The organism is Aureimonas populi, assembly GCF_017815515.1.
In the GTDB taxonomy this organism is placed as follows: Bacteria; Pseudomonadota; Alphaproteobacteria; order Rhizobiales; family Rhizobiaceae; genus Aureimonas; species Aureimonas populi.
Genome location: NZ_CP072611.1, coordinates 223,227 through 240,362, shown reverse-complemented (window position 1 = coordinate 240,362; position 17,136 = coordinate 223,227). Strand labels below are relative to the sequence as shown.

Below are 17,136 nucleotides of genomic sequence, written 5' to 3'. Positions count from 1 at the left end.
CTAGAAGGCCCTCCTTCCCGAGCGCCTTGCCAGCATGGACATGGACAGGATGACCACGAAGGAGAAGGCGAGCATTCCGGCCGAGAGGATATGCGCCTCGCGCCAGCGCAGCGTCTCGACGAAATCGTAGATCGCCACGGAGAGGACCTTGGTCTCGCCCGGAATGTTGCCGCCGATCATCAGGATCACCCCGAACTCGCCCACCGTATGGGCAAAGCCCAGCACCGCGCCGGTGAGGAAGCCGGGCCTGGCGAGCGGCACGGCGACGGTGAGGAACCGGTCCCACGGCGAGGCGCGCAGCGTGGCGGCGACCTCCAGCGGCCGCTCGCCCATCGCCTCGAAGGCGTTGCGGATGGGCTGGACGACGAAGGGCATGGAATAGATCACCGAGCCGAAGACGAGGCCCTCGAAGGTGAAGGCGAAGGTGCGAAGGCCCACGAGCGGCCCGAACCAGCCGCCGAGGCCGCTGGGGCCCAGCGCGATGAGAAGGTAGAAGCCGAGCACCGTGGGCGGCAGGACGAGCGGCAGCGCCACGATGGTGGCGACGACCTCCTTCCAGCGCGAGCGGGAGCGGGCCAGCCACCATGCGATGGGCGTGCCCACGACGAGGAGCAGGAGGGTGGTGATCGCGGCCAGTTCCAGCGTCAGCCGGATCGGGGACCAGAGTTCGGCTGTCATCGTGAAGGGTGGTCCGTCCTGTTCGGGCGGCGACGAGGCCGGAGCGTCCTCACGCGGGCGCTCCGGCCGGTGGCCGGGTCAGCGATCGAGAGCGTAGCCGTATTTCTCGATGATGGCAGCGGCCTCCTCGCCCTTCAGGAATTCGACGAAGGCGAGCGCGGCCGGATTTTCCTCGCCGCGCGTCAGCAGGACGGCGTCCTGGCGGATCGGCTCGTAAAGGTCCTGCGGCACGATCCAGCGCGAGCCGCCCTCGGTCTGCGATACCTGCCCCAGCGCCACGAAGCCGAGCTCGGCATTGCCCGTTTCCACGAACTGGTAGGCCTGGGCGATGCTCTGCCCCTGGACGATCCTCGGCTGCAGCTCCTCGTAGACGCCGAGCCGCGTCATCGCCTCGATGGCGGCCGCGCCGTAGGGGGCGGTTTCGGGATTGGCGATGGCGATCTGCTGGAAGTCGCCCTCCTCCAGCGTCTGCGGCCCCGTCACCTTGCCCGCCTCGGCCGAGTAGAGCACGAGCTGGCCGATGGCGTAGGTGAACACGGTTCCCTCCACGCCGTGGCCCTCCTCCACGGCGAGCGTGGGGCGCTCGTCGTCGGCGGCCAGGAACACCTCGAAAGGCGCCCCTTGCGTGATCTGCGTGTAGAACTGCCCCGTCGCGCCGAAGGAGAGGATCGCCTCGTGCTCGCCGGCCTCGGCGAAGGCCGCCGCGATCTCGGTGGCGGCATCGGTGAAGTTCGCCGCCACCGCGACATTGGTGGTCTCGGCGAGGGCGGGCCGGGCCAGCGCGGCACAGGCGGCGAGAAGGATGGCGAGGCGGCGCATGGGCATCTCCGTTATGGCCGAATGGATATAACGAGAGGGGTAGCCCGCGCCCTTCCGCGCGGCAAGCGATATTTCCGTTCGGATATATCGATCAGGCGAGGCGGCTCTTGCGCAGGTCGCCGGTGCGCTCCAGCAGCGGGTGCACGGTGGCCGCGATATGGCTCTCGATGCGCTTCAGGTCGCGCACCACGTCGAGATACATGCTTGCGGCCTCCGTGCCCGAGAGGCGGCCGGAGAGGATCTGGCGGAACTGGTCCTCGCTGGCGGCGCGCTCGATCTCGCGGAAGCGCTCCTTCTCGGCCACGAGCTGGCGCGCGGAGGCGGCGTTGCCGTCCATGAGCACGCTGACGGCCAGGCGCAGATGCTCGATCAGCTTCTCGTGCATTTCCTCGATCCGCTCCACCGCCTCGTCCGAGAGGATGCGCCTGTCGTCGATGCGCTGGGCGGCGATGGTCATCAGGTTGGCGTCCACGATATCGCCGACATGCTCGATGTTGACCGCGAAATCGAGGATCTCGTAGAGCCGGCGCTTGTCCTCCTCGGACAGCTCGCGCTGGCTGATCTGCGCCAGGTAGCGGCGCACCGCGCCATAGAGCCGGTCGATGGAATCGTCCGTCTCGCGGATGCGCCCGAGGGCGGAGGGGTCGTTGCGGCGGAACACCTCCTTCGATCCGGCGAGCATGGATTCGGCGATGTCGGCCATGCGCAGCACTTCGCGCGCGGCGTTGACGAGCGCCACCTTGGGGTTCCGGAGACCGGCGGGATCGAGATAGAGCGGGCGGCTGCGGTCGGACTCGCTGGCATCGTCCGGGAAGGCAAGCGTCAGGAGCCTCGCCGCGAACGGCAGCAGGCCGAGCGAGACGAGCGCCATGACGAGGTTGAAGGCCAGATGGAAGTCCGGCGCGAGGCGCTGGGGCGAGAGGCCGAGCCGCTCGGCCAGGAGCGCCAGCGGGCCGAGGGCGAGCATCACGGCGAGCCCGCCGAGCAGGCGGTTGGCGAGATTGCCGACCGGCACGCGCAATTGCGAGCGCGGCCCGCCAGCGGCTTGCAGGAGCGGGTTGAGCGCGCTGCCGATATTGGCCCCCACCACCATGGCGATGGTGGAGGCGGGCGAGAGCACGCCGACGCCCGCCAGCGACATGATGAAGAGCAGGGAGCCGACGCTGGAATGGGCCGCGAAGGTGATGAGCGCGGCAAGGACGAGCGCCAGCACCGGGTCCTGCACGAGCAGCGCCAGCACCTGCCGCACCGCCGGCGCCTCCTCCAGCGGCACGATGAGCGCGGAGAGGAGCTGGAGCGACAGGAGCATGATGCCGAGGCCGAGGAGAATGCGCCCGATCTCGGAGGCGCGCGGGCTGGCGCGGCTGCGCTGGAGGAGGTAGCCGGCAAAGACCAGCACGGGAAAGAGCAGCGTCACGTCGAAGGACAGCACCTGCACGATCAGCGCCGTGCCGATATTGGCCCCCAGCATCACCGCGAGCGCGGGCACCAGCGCCACCAGCCCGTTGCCGGCGAAGGAGGTGACCATCAGCGCGGTGGCGGTCGAGCTCTGGAGCGCCGTCGTCACCAGCGCGCCGGCCGTGAGCGCGGCGAGGCGGTTGTCGAGGCGCGTGGCCAGCGCCTGCCGCAGGCCGGGGCCGAAGGCGGCCAGCACGCCCGCGCTGACCAGCTTGATGCCCCACAGGAGCAGCGCCACGATCCCGAGAAGGCTGACAAGGACGTGGGTGGTCGACATGGAGGCGGCTTTCCGGCGGATCGCAAGGACGAAAGCATGAACATAGGATCATTGCGCCGGCCTCCCACCACCGCGCTGTGCCCGTGTTTCGCCTTGACCCTCCGCGCGAGGGCTTTAGGGTTCGCCGCTCTCGAGGGGAGGAGAATGTCATGGGGCAAGCCGTTCGACTGGAGCGTGAAGGCGAGATCGGCGTGATCGTGGTGGAGAATCCGCCGGTGAACGCGCTGGGGCAGGCCGTGCGGCAGGGGCTACTGGCATGCCTGGCGCAAGCGGAGGCGGACGAGGCCGTGCGCGCGCTGGTGATTCTCGGCGCCGGGCGCACCTTCATGGCCGGGGCCGACATACGCGAGTTCGGCAAGCCGCCCGTGCCGCCCTTCCTGCCGGACGTGGTCGACGCCATCGAGGAGGCGCGCAAGCCGACCGTGGCCGCCATCCACGGAACCGCGCTGGGCGGCGGGCTCGAGATCGCGATGGGCTGCGACTATCGCGTGGCGCTGGCCGGCGCGAAGGTGGGGCTGCCGGAGGTCACGCTCGGCCTCCTGCCCGGGGCGGGCGGCACGCAGCGCCTGCCGCGGCTGGCGGGGGTGGAGGCCGCCATCGAGATCATGACGGGCGGCAAGCCCCTGCCGTCCGCGGAGGCCGTCAGGCTCGGCATCGTGGACGAGGTGGCCGAGGGCGCGGATGCGCGGGCCATCGGCGTGGACTTCGCGCGCCGGCTCTTGCGGGACGGGGCGGTCAAGCGCCGCACGCGCGATCTTTCCGCGCCGCTCGACGCGGCGCGTGCCGACCCCGCCTTGCTGGCGACGGCGCGCGAAAAGGTCGCCGGGCGCTCCCGTGGCCTCGTCTCGCCGCTGCTCATCGTGGACGCGGTGGAGGCGGCGGTGCGGGGCGACTTCGCTGCCGGGCTGAAGCGCGAGCGCGAGCTGTTCGAGCAGGCGATGGATTCGCCGCAGCGCCGGGGCCTCATCCATGCCTTCTTTTCCCAGCGCCAGGCGGCGCGCGTGCCGGGGCTTTCCCCGGATGTGCGCCCGCGCCCCGTCGCGCAGGCGGCGGTGATCGGCGCCGGCACGATGGGCACGGGCATCGCGATGGTCTTCGCCAATGCCGGCCTGCCCGTCTTCCTGCTGGAGACGGACGAAAGCGCGCTCGGACGGGGCATGGAGACGATCCGGCGCACCTATGAGGGCGCGGTGAGCAAGGGGCGCATGAAGGAGGCCGAGCTGGCCCGGCGCATGGCGCTGGTGCGCCCGACGCTCGACTATGCCGGGATCGGCGAGGCGGACATCGTGGTGGAGGCGGTGTTCGAATCCATGGAGGTCAAGCGCGAGGTCTTCGCGCGGCTCGACGCGGTGATGAAGCCGGGCGCGATCCTGGCCACCAACACCTCGACGCTCGACATCGACGTAATCGCCGCCGTCACCGGCCGGCCGCAGGACGTGGCGGGAATGCACTTCTTTTCGCCCGCCCACATCATGAGGCTTCTGGAGAATGTGCGCGGCGCAAGGACGGCGCCCGACGTGCAGGCGACGCTGATGGAGCTGGGCAAGCGCCTCGGCAAGGTCTCCATCATGACCGGCGTCTGCTACGGCTTCGTCGGCAACCGCATGTTGCACCAGCGCGGCCGCGAGGCCATCGACCTGGTGGAGGAGGGCGCGAGCCCCGCCGAGGTGGACGCCGTCCTCACCGATTTCGGCTTCCCGATGGGTCAGTTCGCGCTCTGGGATCTGGCCGGCATCGACGTCGGCTGGCGCATCCGGCAGGAGCGGCGGAAGAGCGGCGACCCCGACGCGCCCTCGCCCAACTGGCTCGACCGCGTCGCGGAAAAGGGGCGCTTCGGCCAGAAGACGGGGGCGGGCGTCTATGCCTACGAGCCCGGCTCGCGCGCGCCGCTGCCGGACCCGGAGGTGGAGGCGCTGATCGCCGCATGGCGGGAGGAGAAGGGCGTGACGCCCCGCCGCATCGCCCCGCAGGAGATCCTGGAACGCTGCCTCTACGCCACGGTGAACGAGGGCGCGCGCATCCTGGAGGAGGGCATCGCCGCGCGCGCCGGGGACATCGACGTCGCCTGGGTGAACGGCTACGGCTTCCCGGCCCACAAGGGCGGGCCGATGTTCTGGGCCGACGAGACCGGCCTTGCCGCCATCGTGGAGGCGCTGGGCTCCTATGCCCGCCAGCCGGGGCGCGCCCATCTGGAGCCGGCGCCGCTCCTCGCCCGGCTCGCGCGCGAGGGCCGGGGCTTCAAGGATCTTCCCGAGGCCTGAGGGGCTGTTTCGGGAACTCGTGCGGGTCGGTCCTGCGGATCGAACGGTCGTTCAGAGACACCTCTTGCATGAGGCGGGGGCGCCCGGCGCCCCCTCCTGGTGCTCAGGCGGCCAGATCGTGCTGCTGGGGCAGGACGTTGTCGGTTCCGATGAGGGAGATCATGCGCCCGTCGAGGGCGATGACGCCCTTGACGAAGGAGCGGGCCATCTCGGACGAGAGGTCGGGCGTTGGCTGGAGGTTGTCGTCGGTGACGGTGAGGATGTCGGAGACGGCATCCACGAGCAGGCCGACGAGCTGGGCGCCGACGGCGACGACGATGATGACGGAGCGCTCGGTGGGTTCGGTGCGGCCGAAGCCGAGGCGCAGGGAGAGGTCCACGATGGGCAGGACCGTGCCACGCAGGTTGATGACGCCGGTGACGTAGGAGGGCGCGTGGGGGAGGGGCGTGGCGGCGGCGAAGCCGCGGATCTCGCGCACCGAGGTGATGTCGACGCAGAATTCCTGCTCGCCGACGCAGAAGGCGATCAGCTCACGCCCGCCATTGGTGTCTTGGGTCGTCATCGGTTCGGCATGTCCTCGTTTGGGGGCGCGTCTCAGGCGGCTTGGGCGGTGTCGGCCTTGGCCCGCGCGATCAGGGCGGCGATGTCCATGCCGTCCTCCCCGGCGGGCTCGGCGGGAACGGGCGAGAGGCTCAGCTCGCAGTCGAATTCGGCGAATTCGAAGATCTCGCGGATGGCCGCCTCGCCGGCATCCGTCGTCAGTTCGATGCTCCAGGCGAGGCAGGCGCTCTCCGGCTCCAGCTCGGCCAGAAGCGGCACGCGGCGCGCGTCGCACGTCACCTTGCCCTCGCCCAGCGCCAGCACCTCGCGGATCAGCCGCGCGCTCTCATTGGCATTGGCGTAAAGCTCCGGGCGCGGGGCGAAGTCGATGCGCCATTTTGCCGGTCCGCCGGCGAGCATGTCGGAAAGGTCGACGGAAACGGGCGTGAAGTCGAAGCCGCCGAGGTCGAGGCCGTCCGCCTCCTCGGCCGCCGGCTCCTCCACCGCCTCGGGGCTGGTCCGCGCCACGGCGGCCTTGAGGTCTGCGAGGAGGGGGCCCGTGACGGCCGCCAGCGCCACGAGCTGCCGGAGCGCGGCGGCGCAGGCGGTGAGCAGCGCCATCGTCTCGCCGGAGGTCTCGGCACGCCCCGCCCGGACTTCGCCGAGCAGCGCCTCGAAGCTCTTGGCGAAGCCGGCAAGGTCGTTCATCTGGAACGAGGCCGCGCCGCCCTTGATGGAGTGGACGGCGCGATAGGCGACCCCGACCGTCTCGCCATCGGCGGTGCCGCCCGCCAGCGCGGCCAGCGCCTCGTCCAGCTCTGCGAGCTGTTCTGCGCATTCCTCGAAGAAGGTGGCGCGGATTTCGGCCATGGCGTCCATGGGGGATGTCCTGTGGTATCGGGGATGCGGGAGGGGCGGTTCAGGCGGAGACGCGGTTGACGGCGTCGACGAGCTTGACGGGGTCGAAGGGCTTGACGATCCAGCCGGTGGCGCCTGCGGCCCTGGCCCGCGCCTTTTTCTGCGCGTCGCTCTCGGTGGTGAGCACGAGGATGGGGATGGCCCGGCGCTCTGCGTCCTTGCGCACCTCCTCGATGAAGGTCAGCCCGTCCATGCGCGGCATGTTGACGTCGGTCACGATCACGTCGGGCGCGCAGGTGCCCAGCACCTCCAGCCCGTGCACCCCGTCCTCCGCCTGCACGACGTGGAACCCGCCATCCCCCAATGCACGGCGCAGCATCTCGCGCATCGTGCGGGAATCGTCCACCGTCAGAACCGTCTTCATGCCGCCAGATCCTCGTCCGCCGGCTCCTCGGCGCCCTCGACCAGCGCGGGCACCGTGAGGCCGAGGAGCGACAGGCCGGCGACGAACTCGTCGGACGGCGCCTCCAGCGTCAGCGTCTCCTCGTCGGCCTTCCAGGTGCGGGCGGCCGAGATCAGGACGGCGAGGCACTGGCCGCCGATCCGCTCCACCTTCGAAGCGTCGAGGGCAAGCGGCTGCCCGCGAAGGGCGAGCAGCTTTCCGGCCAGCGGCGCGGCGGCGCGAAGATCGAGGATCGCAGGCAGTTCCACCGTCACCGGCCGTTCGCCCTGCATGTCCTGGCCCATTTCCATCATGTCACCCGTTTCCATCAGAATTCTTCCCATCCGTCTTCGTTGGCCGCCACCGCGGGGGCCGCGCCGCCGCGACCGGCCGTACGCATCTGCACCACGCGGGTGCCGGCGGGCCGGGGGGCGGGCCGGGCCGCCGCGCGGCCCGGCTGTTCGCCGCCGCCGGAGGCGCCGGTGTGGAAGCGCCCGGCCATCTGCGCCAGCTCGTCCGTCTCGCCCGAGAGCGCCTGGGCTGCGGCGGTGGCCTGTTCCACCATGGCGGCGTTCTGCTGGGTGACCTTGTCCATCTGGTCGGCGGCGGTGGAAACCTCCTTCAGGCTCACCGCCTGCTCGCGGGCCGAGCGGGCGATGGCGGTGACGGTGGCGCTCATCTCGGCCACCTGCGCCACGATCTCCTGGAGGCTGCGGCCGGAAGCCGAGACCAGCTCCACCCCGCTGCCCACCTGCGTGCGCGAGGCCGAGATCAGCTCCTTGATCTCCTTGGCGGCCTCGGCCGAGCGCTGGGCGAGCCCGCGCACCTCCTGCGCCACCACCGCAAAGCCCCGGCCCGCCTCGCCCGCGCGCGCCGCCTCGACGCCCGCGTTCAGCGCCAGAAGGTTGGTCTGGAAGGCGATCTCGTCGATCACCCCGATGATGCGGCCGATCTTCTCCGAAGACTGCTCGATGGCGTGCATGGCCTCCACCGCCCGGCCGACGATCTCGCCGCCCTTCTCGGCGCTGGCCTTGGTGGCCTCGGCCGAGGACTGGGCGCGGCCGGCGCCCTCGGCGGTCTCGTTCACCCCGCGCGTCACCTCGGCCAGAGCCGCCACCGTCTCCTCCAGGCTCGCCGCCTGCTGCTCGGTGCGCTGCGCCAGGTCGTTGGACGCCACGTTGATCTCCGAAAGGCCGGTGCGCAGCGTTCCGATGGAGCCGACGACGGAGCCGAGCGCGTCCTCCAGGCTGCGCACGCTCTCGTTGAAGCGGGCGCGGATGGCCTCGTATTCAGGTGCCACGGGCTTTTCGAGCCGCACCGTGAGATCGCCGGCGGCCAGCCGTTCGAAGCCGCCCTCGATGTCGGAGACGAAGAGGCGAAGCGCCTCGGCCGAGCCGGCCTCCAGCGCCGCGATGCGCTCGCGCTCGCGCTCCTGGGCGTCGCGGGCCGCGCGCGCCTCGTCGGCCAGCCGCACCCGCTCGTTCGCGGCCTCCTTGAAGGTGAGGACCGAGCCGGCCATCTGGCCGATCTCGTCCTTGCGGCCGGTGAAGGGCACGTTCACGGCATTGTCGCCGCCGGCCAGCGCCAGCATGACGTCCCGCAGCCGGGCGACCGGCAGGGCGATGCCGCGCGAGAGGAGCCAGCCGAGCGCGATGGCGACGGCCAGAAGGGAGCCGATACCGGCAAAGAGCGTGATCTGGCTTACCCGCGAGGCCTGCTCCTGGAACTGGGCGTAGAGCTCCGACTGCGCCAGATTCGTCCTGATCAAACCCTCGATCGCCTCCTCCGCCGGCTCGACGAGCGTGTCGGCGGCCGGGGAGAAGATCAGCTCGACGGCCCCGTTCAAGGTCTGCGGATCGCGCGCAAGCTCGATGGCCGGCTGAGCGATCTGATCGCGCCATTCCCGCACGCTCGCCCGCGCCGCTTCCACGGCCTTGAGGGCCTCGGCATCCCCGGCCTGAAGCTCGGCGATCCGGTCGAGATTGTCCATGAAGCTGCGGTAATGGCCGGCGACGACCTCCTCGCGGCTCGACGTCTGCGTGAGGAGCAGCCCGCGCAGCGCGTTTTCCTGGCGGGAGAGGTAGACGCGGGCGTTGAGCGCGCGCTGGACGGTCAGGTTCGAGGCGTGGTTGTCGATCCTCGTCTGCTCCATGTGCTGGAGCTTGGTGTAGACGACGCCGCCCATGGCGGCCGCGCCGATGACCAATATGGCAAAGGCTGCCCCGATCTTTCGGGAAAGACGAATATCCGCGATGCTCATGAGGCCACCTCAGTCTTGCGTGTGTGGGCGGGGAGAACGAAGGAATCGGTCATGCTCGGGCCCACCCGGGCGGGGCTTGCCGTTGGCACGACCATATTTTCGCCTCATAAAGAATCGGTTACGCGACTTGCCCTCGGCGCGCGCTTTTTTCGCGGTGCGGGAGGCGCACGCCGCGCGGCGGCGAAACTTGACTTTCCTACTCCTGTTTCCTTACCGGTGAGCCGGTTCCGCCGCGAAGGGAAACGCCATGCTGTGCGCCACGTCCGAGATCGCCGTTCCGCAGGCACAGGCGCTGCTGCGCCGCCTTTGCGATCACTTCGCCGAACATGGCGAGGCGCGGGTGGAGAACGGGCGGGGGCATATCCGCATCGCCTACGGCACCGCCGAGATCGAGGCGCGCGAGGCGAGCCTGGCCGTGAGCACGCAGGCGAGCGACGCCATCGCGCTTTCCTACATGAAGATGAGTCTCGCCGAGCATGTGGTGGGGATGGCGGAGGGGCCCGCGCCCCTCATCCGCTGGCAGGGCGACGGCCCGTCGGGCGGCACGCCGCCCTTCTTCAACGAGATGCGGCTGGTTTCCTCCCGCCGCCTGACGCCGCACATGCAGAGGGTGCGCCTCTCCGGGGAGGGCCTGTCGCGCTTTGCCGGCGGGGGGCTGCATGTGCGCCTGCTGTTCCCGCCCGCGGGGCGCGCGCCGTGCTGGCCGACGCTGGGCGAGGACGGGCGCGTGGCATGGCCGCAGGGCGAGGATGCGTTGCAGCTTCGGGTCTATACGATCCGCCGCGTGGACGTTGAGGCGGGCCTCGTGGATATCGACATCGTTCTCCATGAAGGGGAGGAGACGCCCGGCTCCCGCTTCGCGCTGGGGGCGGGCGAGGGGCAGATCGTCGGCATGATGGGCCCGGGCGGGGGCGGAGTGCCGGAGGCGCGCTCGCTGCTGCTGGTGGGCGACGAGACCGCCTTGCCCGCCATTGCCCGCATCCTGGAGGAACTGCCGGCCGAGGCCCGCGCCCGCGCCGTGATCGAGGTGGACGGGCCGGCGGACGAGGTCGCGCTCGCCTCGCCCGCCGAGGCCCACATCACCTTTCTGCACCGCCACGGCGCGCCCGCCGGTACCGCCAGGCTGCTGCCCGAGGCCCTGCGCGCCGTCGATCTCGACGCGCTCGGCCCGGACGCCTTCGTCTGGGCGGGCTGCGAGTTTTCCGATTTCCGGGCCATCCGCACCTATCTGCGCAAGGAGCGGCGCATGGCGCGCGAGCGGCACCTCGTGGCCGCCTATTGGCGCCGGGGCAAGGCGGGGGACGAGGCGCGGCGCGAGGCTTGACCGGCTGGCCCTTGCCGGCGGCATGGGCGAGAATGCCGGCCGAGGGCCGGCCGTTCGTTTCGAAGAGCCGGCGGGAAGAGGGGAGGCCTCATGGCTGATTTCGTGCTCGCCATCGACCAGGGCACCACATCGACGCGCGCCATCGTGTTCGACGGGGCCTATCGCAATCGCGGCAGCGGGCAGATGGAGCTGCGCCAGCATTTCCCGCGCCCCGGCTGGGTGGAGCACGATGCGAACGAAATCTGGCGCAGCGTGGCGCAGACGGTGCGCAACGCGCTGGCGGACGCGGCGATCACCGCGCGCGAGGTCTCGGCCATCGGTATCACCAACCAGCGCGAGACGGTGGTGGTCTGGGACAGGGCGACAGGCGAGCCCATCCACAACGCCGTGGTCTGGCAGGACCGGCGCACGGCCGGCATCTGCGAGCGGCTGCGAGAGGAGGGTGCCGAAGCGCTGGTGAGCGAGCGCACCGGGCTGATCGTCGATCCCTATTTCTCCGCCACCAAGCTCGCCTGGATCCTGGACCATGTGGAAGGGGCGCGGGCGCGGGCGCAAAGGGGAGACCTCGCCTTCGGCACCGTGGATTCCTGGCTCGTCTACAAGCTGACGGGCGGACGAAGGCACGTGACCTGCGCCACCAACGCCTCGCGCACCATGCTGTGCGACATCGAGCGGCTGGAATGGGACGAGGATCTCCTGCGCCTGTTCGACGTGCCGCGCGCGGTGCTGCCGCAGATCCTGGACAATATCGCCGCCTTCGGGGAGACCGACCCCTCGATTTTCGGCGCCTCCATCCCCATCCGGGGCGCGGCGGGCGACCAGCAGGCCGCCACGCTCGGCCAGGCCTGCTTCGCCCCCGGCATGATGAAGGCGACCTACGGCACGGGCTGCTTCGCGCTGCTCAATACGGGGGCCGAGCGCGTCTCCTCGCGCAGCCGCCTCCTGTCCACACTGGCCTACCGCATCGACGGGCGCACCACCTATGCGCTGGAGGGTTCGATCTTCATCGCGGGCGCGGCGGTGCAATGGCTGCGCGACGGGCTGGGGCTGATCGAGCGGGCCGAGCAGTCCGGGCAACTGGCGGCGGAGGCCGACCCGGAGGAGCGGGTCTATCTCGTTCCCGCCTTCACCGGCCTCGGCGCGCCCTGGTGGGACGCGCAGGCGCGCGGCTCGATCCACGGGCTGACGCGCAACACCGGCCCGGCCGAACTGGCGCGCGCGGCGCTGGAGGCGGTCTGCTTCCAGACGCGCGATCTGCTGGATGCCATGCGCGCGGACTGGGACGCCGAAAAGCGAACCATCCTGCGGGTGGACGGGGGCATGGTGGCGAGCGACTGGACGATGCAGCGGCTTGCCGACATTCTCGACGCGCCGGTGGACCGGCCGATCCTGCTCGAATCGACGGCGCTGGGGGCGGCATGGCTGGCGGGTTGCGGGGCAGGCGTCTGGCCGGGGCAGGAGGGTTTCGCCGCCGAATGGAAGCTCGACCGCCGTTTCGAGCCGCAGATCGGGCAAGGGGAGCGCGGCCGGCTGCTGGCGGGCTGGCGAGAGGCGGTGGACCGCACGCTGACGCGGCGCCCAAACTGCTGACCGGGGCGAAGACGGGGCAGGCCCCCGCCTCTTGCGCCGAACCCGGTGTTGCCGCAAAGCCCCCTATATTGCGCATCGGCGCGAATCGTGGATACGCAGGATCGGAATATGCAACTTGAGAGCGAAAAGGCGATCATGATTCCAGCTTTTGGGAACCGCGCCCGGAACGCGATCTTAAATCTCCTTTTTCTCTCTTTTATCCTCGTTCTGGCCGGTTGCGGCACCCGGCCGGGGGCCGGCGTGCTTCAGGTGATGGGCGGAACCGTGCCGGGCGCGCAGGTTCTCACCGTCTATGCCGCGACGACGCGCGAGCGGGAGGCGCCCGATTCCAACGTCTTCACCGCGGGGCGTTCGGACACGCCCAACTACTCCGCCTTCACCATCTCGGTGCCGCCGAACCACCAGCCGGGCCGCATCGAATGGCCGACCGATCGCATCGACCCCGCGACGACCTTCGCGACGCTGGACCAGGGCATCCTGACGCGGCGGGGCTTCTTCGAACAGGTGGCGGCCTCGCCGGACGGGATGCGCGACGTGACCGTCTTCATCCACGGTTACAACTCCAACTTCCCCGAAGCGCTCTACCGCCTCGCCCAGATGTCGGCCGACGCGCATCTCGACGGGACGCCGGTGCTCTTCGCCTGGCCCTCGCAGGCGGCGGTGGCCGGCTATGTGGCCGACAAGGATTCGGTCACCTATTCGCGCGACGCGCTGGCCGATCTGCTGAGCGAACTGGCGCGCGACAGGCGGGTGGGCTCGATCAACGTTCTGGCCCATTCCATGGGAGGCTGGCTGACGGTAGAGGCCCTGCGGCAGCTGCGCCTTTCGGGACAGGACGACGTGATCGACCGCCTCGCCGTGGTGCTGGCCGCGCCCGACATCGACGTGGACGTGTTTCGCGCGCAGATGGAGGTGCTCGGCCCGCTTTCCCCGCCCTTGACCGTTCTGGTCGCGACGGACGATCGCGCGCTCCTCGTCTCCAACCGGCTGAGCGGGGCGCGCCAGCGCGTGGGCGCGCTCGACGTGCGCGATCCGCGCGTGCAGGAGGCGGCGCGCGAGGGCAACGTGGCCATCGTCGACATCTCCGGCCTGGAAACCGTCGACGGGCTGAACCACAGCCGCTACGTGAATCTGGCGGCGCTCTACCCCGAACTCGGCGGCGGGCAGGACGAGGCGCCGGGGCTGGGCCTGCGCCGGGCCGGCGCCTTCGTCTTCAATGCGGTGGGCACGACCATCTCCAGCCCCTTCACCCTCGTCGGAGAGGCGCTGGCCGGTGAGTGAGCCAGCCGGCGCACGGCGCCGCCCGCTGGCACGAGCCGCCTTCGCCGGGTTCGTTCTCCTCGCCGCGCTCTGGGCCGTGATGGCCGTGCGGTTCCAGTTCGAGGGCCCGGCGCGCTGGGCCCTCTGGGGCGTCGTCGCCACGGCGGCGGGAACGCTCCTATGGCTGCATTTCGGCGGGCGAAGGCGGGCGGGCTGGGCGGGGTTCGCCGCGGCGATCGCCGTGGCCGCGCTCTGGTGGGCCTCCATCGACCCCTTGCCGGACCGCGACTGGGCCCCGGACGTCTCCCGCGGCGTGACGGCGCGGATCGAAGGTTCCACGGCCGTCCTCGACAATGTGCGCGATTTCGAATGGCGCACGGAGGAGGACTTCACCGAGCGCTGGGAGACGCGCAGCTACGATCTCGACACACTCTCCTTCGTCGACCTCGTCAGCTCCACCTGGGGCAACCCGGCCATTGCGCACACGCTGGTCAGCTTCGGCTTCGACAATGGCGAGACCGTCACCTTCTCGGCCGAGATCCGGCGCGAGCGGGGCGAGGCTTTTTCCGAGCTCGGCGGCTTCTTCAAGCAGTTCGAGCTGGTGATGATCGCGGCGCAGGAAAGCGACATCGTGCGCCTGCGCACCAATGCGCGGCGGGAGGATGTCTCGCTCTACCCGCTGGACCTGACGGCGGAGCAGAGGCGCGCGCTGTTCCTGGCCTATCTGGAGCGCGCGAACGAGCTGGCCGCCGAGCCGGCCTTCTACCACACGATCATCGCCAACTGCACGACGATCATCTTCCAGCTCGCGCGGCTGGTGGAGCCCGGCATTCCGATGGACTGGCGCATCCTCCTGTCCGGCTACCTCGTGGACTATCTCCACGAGCACGGCGTGACGGGCGCGGGCCTGCCGCTGGAGGAGGTGCGCGAGCGCGGGCGCATCAGCGCCGTCGCCCAGGGCGCGCCGGCCTCGGCGGATTACTCCAGCGTCATTCGCGGCCCCGAAAGCCTGCCGCGTCCCTGAGGAAACGAAAACGGCCCGCCTTGCGGCGGGCCGTGCCTCATGTCGGAAAGGGGCGGCGCTTCAGCGCGCCACGCCCACCGGCTGGATGTAGGTCACGCTCTGCGTCTCGGGCAGGGAGAGCGCGGCGGCGATGGCCTCGCGGTCTGCCGTGCCCCCGATCAGGACCGTGCCGAGCCCCTCGGCCGCGCTGAACAGATAGACATTCTGCGCCATGAGGGCCGAGTTCACATGGGCGCCGATGGCCAGCGCCTGCTCGTCGCCGGCCGATTCCTCGCCCGCCGCCTCGATCAGGCGGTCGCGGTCGGACACGTAGATGAGAACGGCCGGCGCGCGCTGGATGAAGGAGGCCGAGCTGACCTCGCCGCGAATGTCCTCCGACAAGACGCTCTCGAGCGCGTTCGTGGCCGGATCGTAGCGGTGGACACCGTCTTCCAGAGCGACATAGAGATCGACGTTCCTGGCGCCGCGCCAGGCGGGGGCGGTGCGCCCGTCGCCTTCCTCGCGATTGACGCCGGCCGCGGCCCAGAGAAGGCGCAGCAACTGCTCCTCTTCCAGGGGGGCGGGCGAAAAGCGGCGCGTGGACTGGCGCAGCCGCAGGGCCTCCTCGACCGACATGCTCGCCGCGCCGCCGGCCTCCTGCGCGCCCGCCACCACCGTCAGCCCGGTGGAAGCGGCGGCCGCCGTGGTGCCGGCCAGGAAAAGACGTCGTGTTACGCTGGGCATTGCTGCGCTCCTCTCATTCGCATGACGGCCCGAATGCAACCCGGCCGGGGCCATCCGTCATTGATTTCGATCAAGGGCCGGGCGCCCGATGGTCTAGCGCCACTGCTCGCTGAGCGCCTTGAGCACGTCCGTGCGGCTGATCTGGCCGACGAGGCGCCCGCCGCGCATCACGGGAAAGCGGCGATAGGAACTGGCGACGAAGCGCTCGGCGGCGGCCACGATGTCGAGGCCGGCATCCAGCGTTTCGAGCTGCGTGCTCATATAGTCGGCGACCGTCCCGCCCCACTGCTTGTAGTAGGAGGCGTTCAGCGCCGCCTTCAGGCAGTCGCGCTTGGACAGGACGCCCACCAGCTCGCCCGACGCGTCGAGCACGCAGGCGCCCGACACGGCGTTGCGCATCAGCACCGAGACGGCGTGGACGATCTCCATGTCGTCGGTCAGCGTCACGAGGTCGACGCGCATATGCTCCCCGACGGTGGCCAGAGTGCTCATCGGCCCCGGCCCTTGCGCTCGCAGGAGCCGCAGGCCCCGCCGCAGGCCAGCCCCCCGCAGGAGCCCTTGAGGGCGGGGCGGCCGAAGAAGAGGCCGAGGCCCAGCGCCAGCATGGCGAGGGCGACAAGAAGCGTGGCGGCGAGGATCGTCTGCATGGGGGGCTCCGTCAGGCGATGAGGCGCGCGAGGAAGAGGCCGTTGGCGGCCTCGCGCAGGCCCCCTTCCTCGCGCAGGAGGAAGAAGGCGGGAATGGCGTTGGCATCGGCGAAGGCGAGGCCCTTTTGCGGGCCCATCACCATCAGGGCGGTGGCCAGCGCGTCCGCGCGCATCGCGTCCGGCGCGATCACCGAGACCGAGGCGACGGCGTTCAGCACGGGCTCGCCCGTGGCGGGGTCGATCGTGTGGCTGTAGCGCCGGCCGTTCAGCTCATAGGCATGGATGGCGTCGCCGGAGGTCGCGAGCGCCTCGCCGGCCAGCTCCACCTTGCGCCGCGCACCGCCCGCCAGCGGGTCCTCGATGCCGAGCCGCCAGGCGCGGCCGTGCGGCCCGCGCCCGGCCGCGCGCATGTCGCCGCCGATATCGACGAGGAAGTCGCCATGGCCACGCGCGGCGAGATGGGCGGCGAGGCGATCCACCGCGTGGCCCTTTGCGATGCCGCAAAGGTCGAGCGAGAGGCCGGCCTCGGACTTGCTCAAGGCCGCCTCGCCAGCCTCGATGCCGCGATAGGAGCCGGTCATGGCGCCCTGCACCGGGCCGAAGCCGAAGCGGTGGACGGCTGGGCCGACGCTCGGGTCGAAGGCGCCGCCGGTGAGCCGTGCGATGTCGAGCGCGGCGCCCGCCACGTCGCACATGCCCGGCGATGCCTGCCGCCAGCCGGTGGCGCCGGAGCGGTTGAAGCGGGTGATCTCGCTGTCGGCCCGGAAGGGGCTCATTGAGGCGTCGACCTCCGCCAGAAGGGCGGACAGCTCGCCCGCCAGGGCGTCGTCCGCGCCTCGCGGCAGCGTCACGCGCCAGCGCGTGCCGAAGGCGCGGCCGGACAGAAGGCGCGGCTCGGCGGCCATGGCTGGCAGGGCGGCCATGGCGAGGGCCGCGCCCGCGCCGGCCAGGAATTGGCGTCTCGTGACCATGGCG

17 protein-coding genes are annotated in these 17,136 nt (G+C 70.8%); 5 read left to right on the top strand and 12 right to left on the bottom strand.

Going from position 1 to position 17,136, the window contains the following annotated elements; genetic code table 11:
* From modB to J7654_RS01120, 3 genes are all read right to left on the bottom strand, one after another.
* Nucleotides 1-678, bottom strand: coding sequence for a molybdate ABC transporter permease subunit (modB, locus tag J7654_RS01130; RefSeq protein WP_209737472.1), 678 nt, complete (start codon nt 676-678; stop codon nt 1-3).
* A 78-nt stretch (nt 679-756) separates the two neighbouring features.
* Nucleotides 757-1,497, bottom strand: a complete 741-nt coding sequence (gene modA, locus J7654_RS01125) for a molybdate ABC transporter substrate-binding protein (RefSeq protein WP_245195586.1) — start codon at nt 1,495-1,497, stop codon at nt 757-759.
* A gap of 91 nt (nt 1,498-1,588) precedes the next feature.
* Nucleotides 1,589-3,232: a Na/Pi cotransporter family protein gene (locus J7654_RS01120; protein WP_209737468.1), complete on the bottom strand. Its 1,644-nt coding sequence runs from the start codon at nt 3,230-3,232 to the stop codon at nt 1,589-1,591.
* Nucleotides 3,233-3,381: 149 nt separating this feature from the next.
* Between J7654_RS01120 and J7654_RS01115 the strand changes: the two genes are divergently transcribed.
* A complete protein-coding gene (locus J7654_RS01115; RefSeq protein ID WP_209737466.1) occupies nt 3,382-5,493 on the top strand; it encodes a 3-hydroxyacyl-CoA dehydrogenase NAD-binding domain-containing protein in 2,112 nt (703 codons plus the stop codon).
* A 103-nt stretch (nt 5,494-5,596) separates the two neighbouring features.
* Here the strand turns inward: J7654_RS01115 and J7654_RS01110 are convergent, their stop codons facing one another.
* Genes J7654_RS01110 through J7654_RS01090 form a run of 5 tightly spaced genes read right to left on the bottom strand, consistent with a single transcriptional unit; the run spans nt 5,597 to nt 9,593 of the window.
* The gene (locus J7654_RS01110; RefSeq protein ID WP_209737464.1) at nt 5,597-6,055 is read right to left on the bottom strand and encodes a chemotaxis protein CheW; all 459 of its coding nucleotides are present in this window, start codon (nt 6,053-6,055) and stop codon (nt 5,597-5,599) included.
* Nucleotides 6,056-6,087: 32 nt separating this feature from the next.
* Entirely contained in the window at nt 6,088-6,912 is an 825-nt protein-coding gene (locus J7654_RS01105; RefSeq protein WP_209737463.1) for an Hpt domain-containing protein, read from the bottom strand.
* Between the two features lie 40 nt (nt 6,913-6,952).
* The gene (locus J7654_RS01100) at nt 6,953-7,315 is read right to left on the bottom strand and encodes a response regulator (RefSeq protein WP_209736883.1); all 363 of its coding nucleotides are present in this window, start codon (nt 7,313-7,315) and stop codon (nt 6,953-6,955) included.
* A complete protein-coding gene (locus tag J7654_RS01095) occupies nt 7,312-7,662 on the bottom strand; it encodes an STAS domain-containing protein (RefSeq protein ID WP_245195585.1) in 351 nt (116 codons plus the stop codon). Before J7654_RS01095 ends, J7654_RS01100 begins: the two co-directional genes overlap by 4 nt.
* Entirely contained in the window at nt 7,662-9,593 is a 1,932-nt protein-coding gene (locus J7654_RS01090; RefSeq protein WP_209737461.1) for a methyl-accepting chemotaxis protein, read from the bottom strand. Before J7654_RS01090 ends, J7654_RS01095 begins: the two co-directional genes overlap by 1 nt.
* Before the next feature lie 247 nt (nt 9,594-9,840).
* Here J7654_RS01090 and J7654_RS01085 point away from each other — a divergent pair, with 247 nt between their 5' ends.
* From J7654_RS01085 to J7654_RS01070, 4 genes are all read left to right on the top strand, one after another.
* Nucleotides 9,841-10,917 (top strand): siderophore-interacting protein, encoded by a 1,077-nt coding sequence (locus J7654_RS01085; protein ID WP_209737459.1) that lies wholly within the window; start codon nt 9,841-9,843, stop codon nt 10,915-10,917.
* A 90-nt stretch (nt 10,918-11,007) separates the two neighbouring features.
* A complete protein-coding gene (glpK, locus tag J7654_RS01080) occupies nt 11,008-12,507 on the top strand; it encodes a glycerol kinase GlpK (protein WP_209737457.1) in 1,500 nt (499 codons plus the stop codon).
* 240 nt (nt 12,508-12,747) lie between these two features.
* Nucleotides 12,748-13,788 (top strand): alpha/beta hydrolase, encoded by a 1,041-nt coding sequence (locus tag J7654_RS01075; protein WP_245195584.1) that lies wholly within the window; start codon nt 12,748-12,750, stop codon nt 13,786-13,788.
* Complete coding sequence (locus J7654_RS01070; protein ID WP_245195583.1) at nt 13,781-14,791, top strand: Lnb N-terminal periplasmic domain-containing protein; 1,011 nt, start codon at nt 13,781-13,783, stop codon at nt 14,789-14,791. Before J7654_RS01075 ends, J7654_RS01070 begins: the two co-directional genes overlap by 8 nt.
* A 60-nt stretch (nt 14,792-14,851) precedes the next feature.
* Here J7654_RS01070 and J7654_RS01065 read toward each other — a convergent pair whose 3' ends face one another.
* From J7654_RS01065 to J7654_RS01050, 4 genes are all read right to left on the bottom strand, one after another.
* Nucleotides 14,852-15,514, bottom strand: coding sequence for a nitroreductase family protein (locus J7654_RS01065; protein WP_209737455.1), 663 nt, complete (start codon nt 15,512-15,514; stop codon nt 14,852-14,854).
* Nucleotides 15,515-15,607: 93 nt separating this feature from the next.
* On the bottom strand, nt 15,608-16,006 hold the full coding sequence (locus tag J7654_RS01060; protein ID WP_209737453.1) for a CBS domain-containing protein: 399 nt from the start codon (nt 16,004-16,006) through the stop codon (nt 15,608-15,610).
* The gene (locus J7654_RS01055) at nt 16,003-16,161 is read right to left on the bottom strand and encodes a hypothetical protein (protein ID WP_209737451.1); all 159 of its coding nucleotides are present in this window, start codon (nt 16,159-16,161) and stop codon (nt 16,003-16,005) included. Before J7654_RS01055 ends, J7654_RS01060 begins: the two co-directional genes overlap by 4 nt.
* An 11-nt stretch (nt 16,162-16,172) precedes the next feature.
* Nucleotides 16,173-17,132 (bottom strand): FAD:protein FMN transferase, encoded by a 960-nt coding sequence (locus J7654_RS01050; RefSeq protein ID WP_209737450.1) that lies wholly within the window; start codon nt 17,130-17,132, stop codon nt 16,173-16,175.
* Between the last annotated feature and the right edge of the window lie 4 nt (nt 17,133-17,136).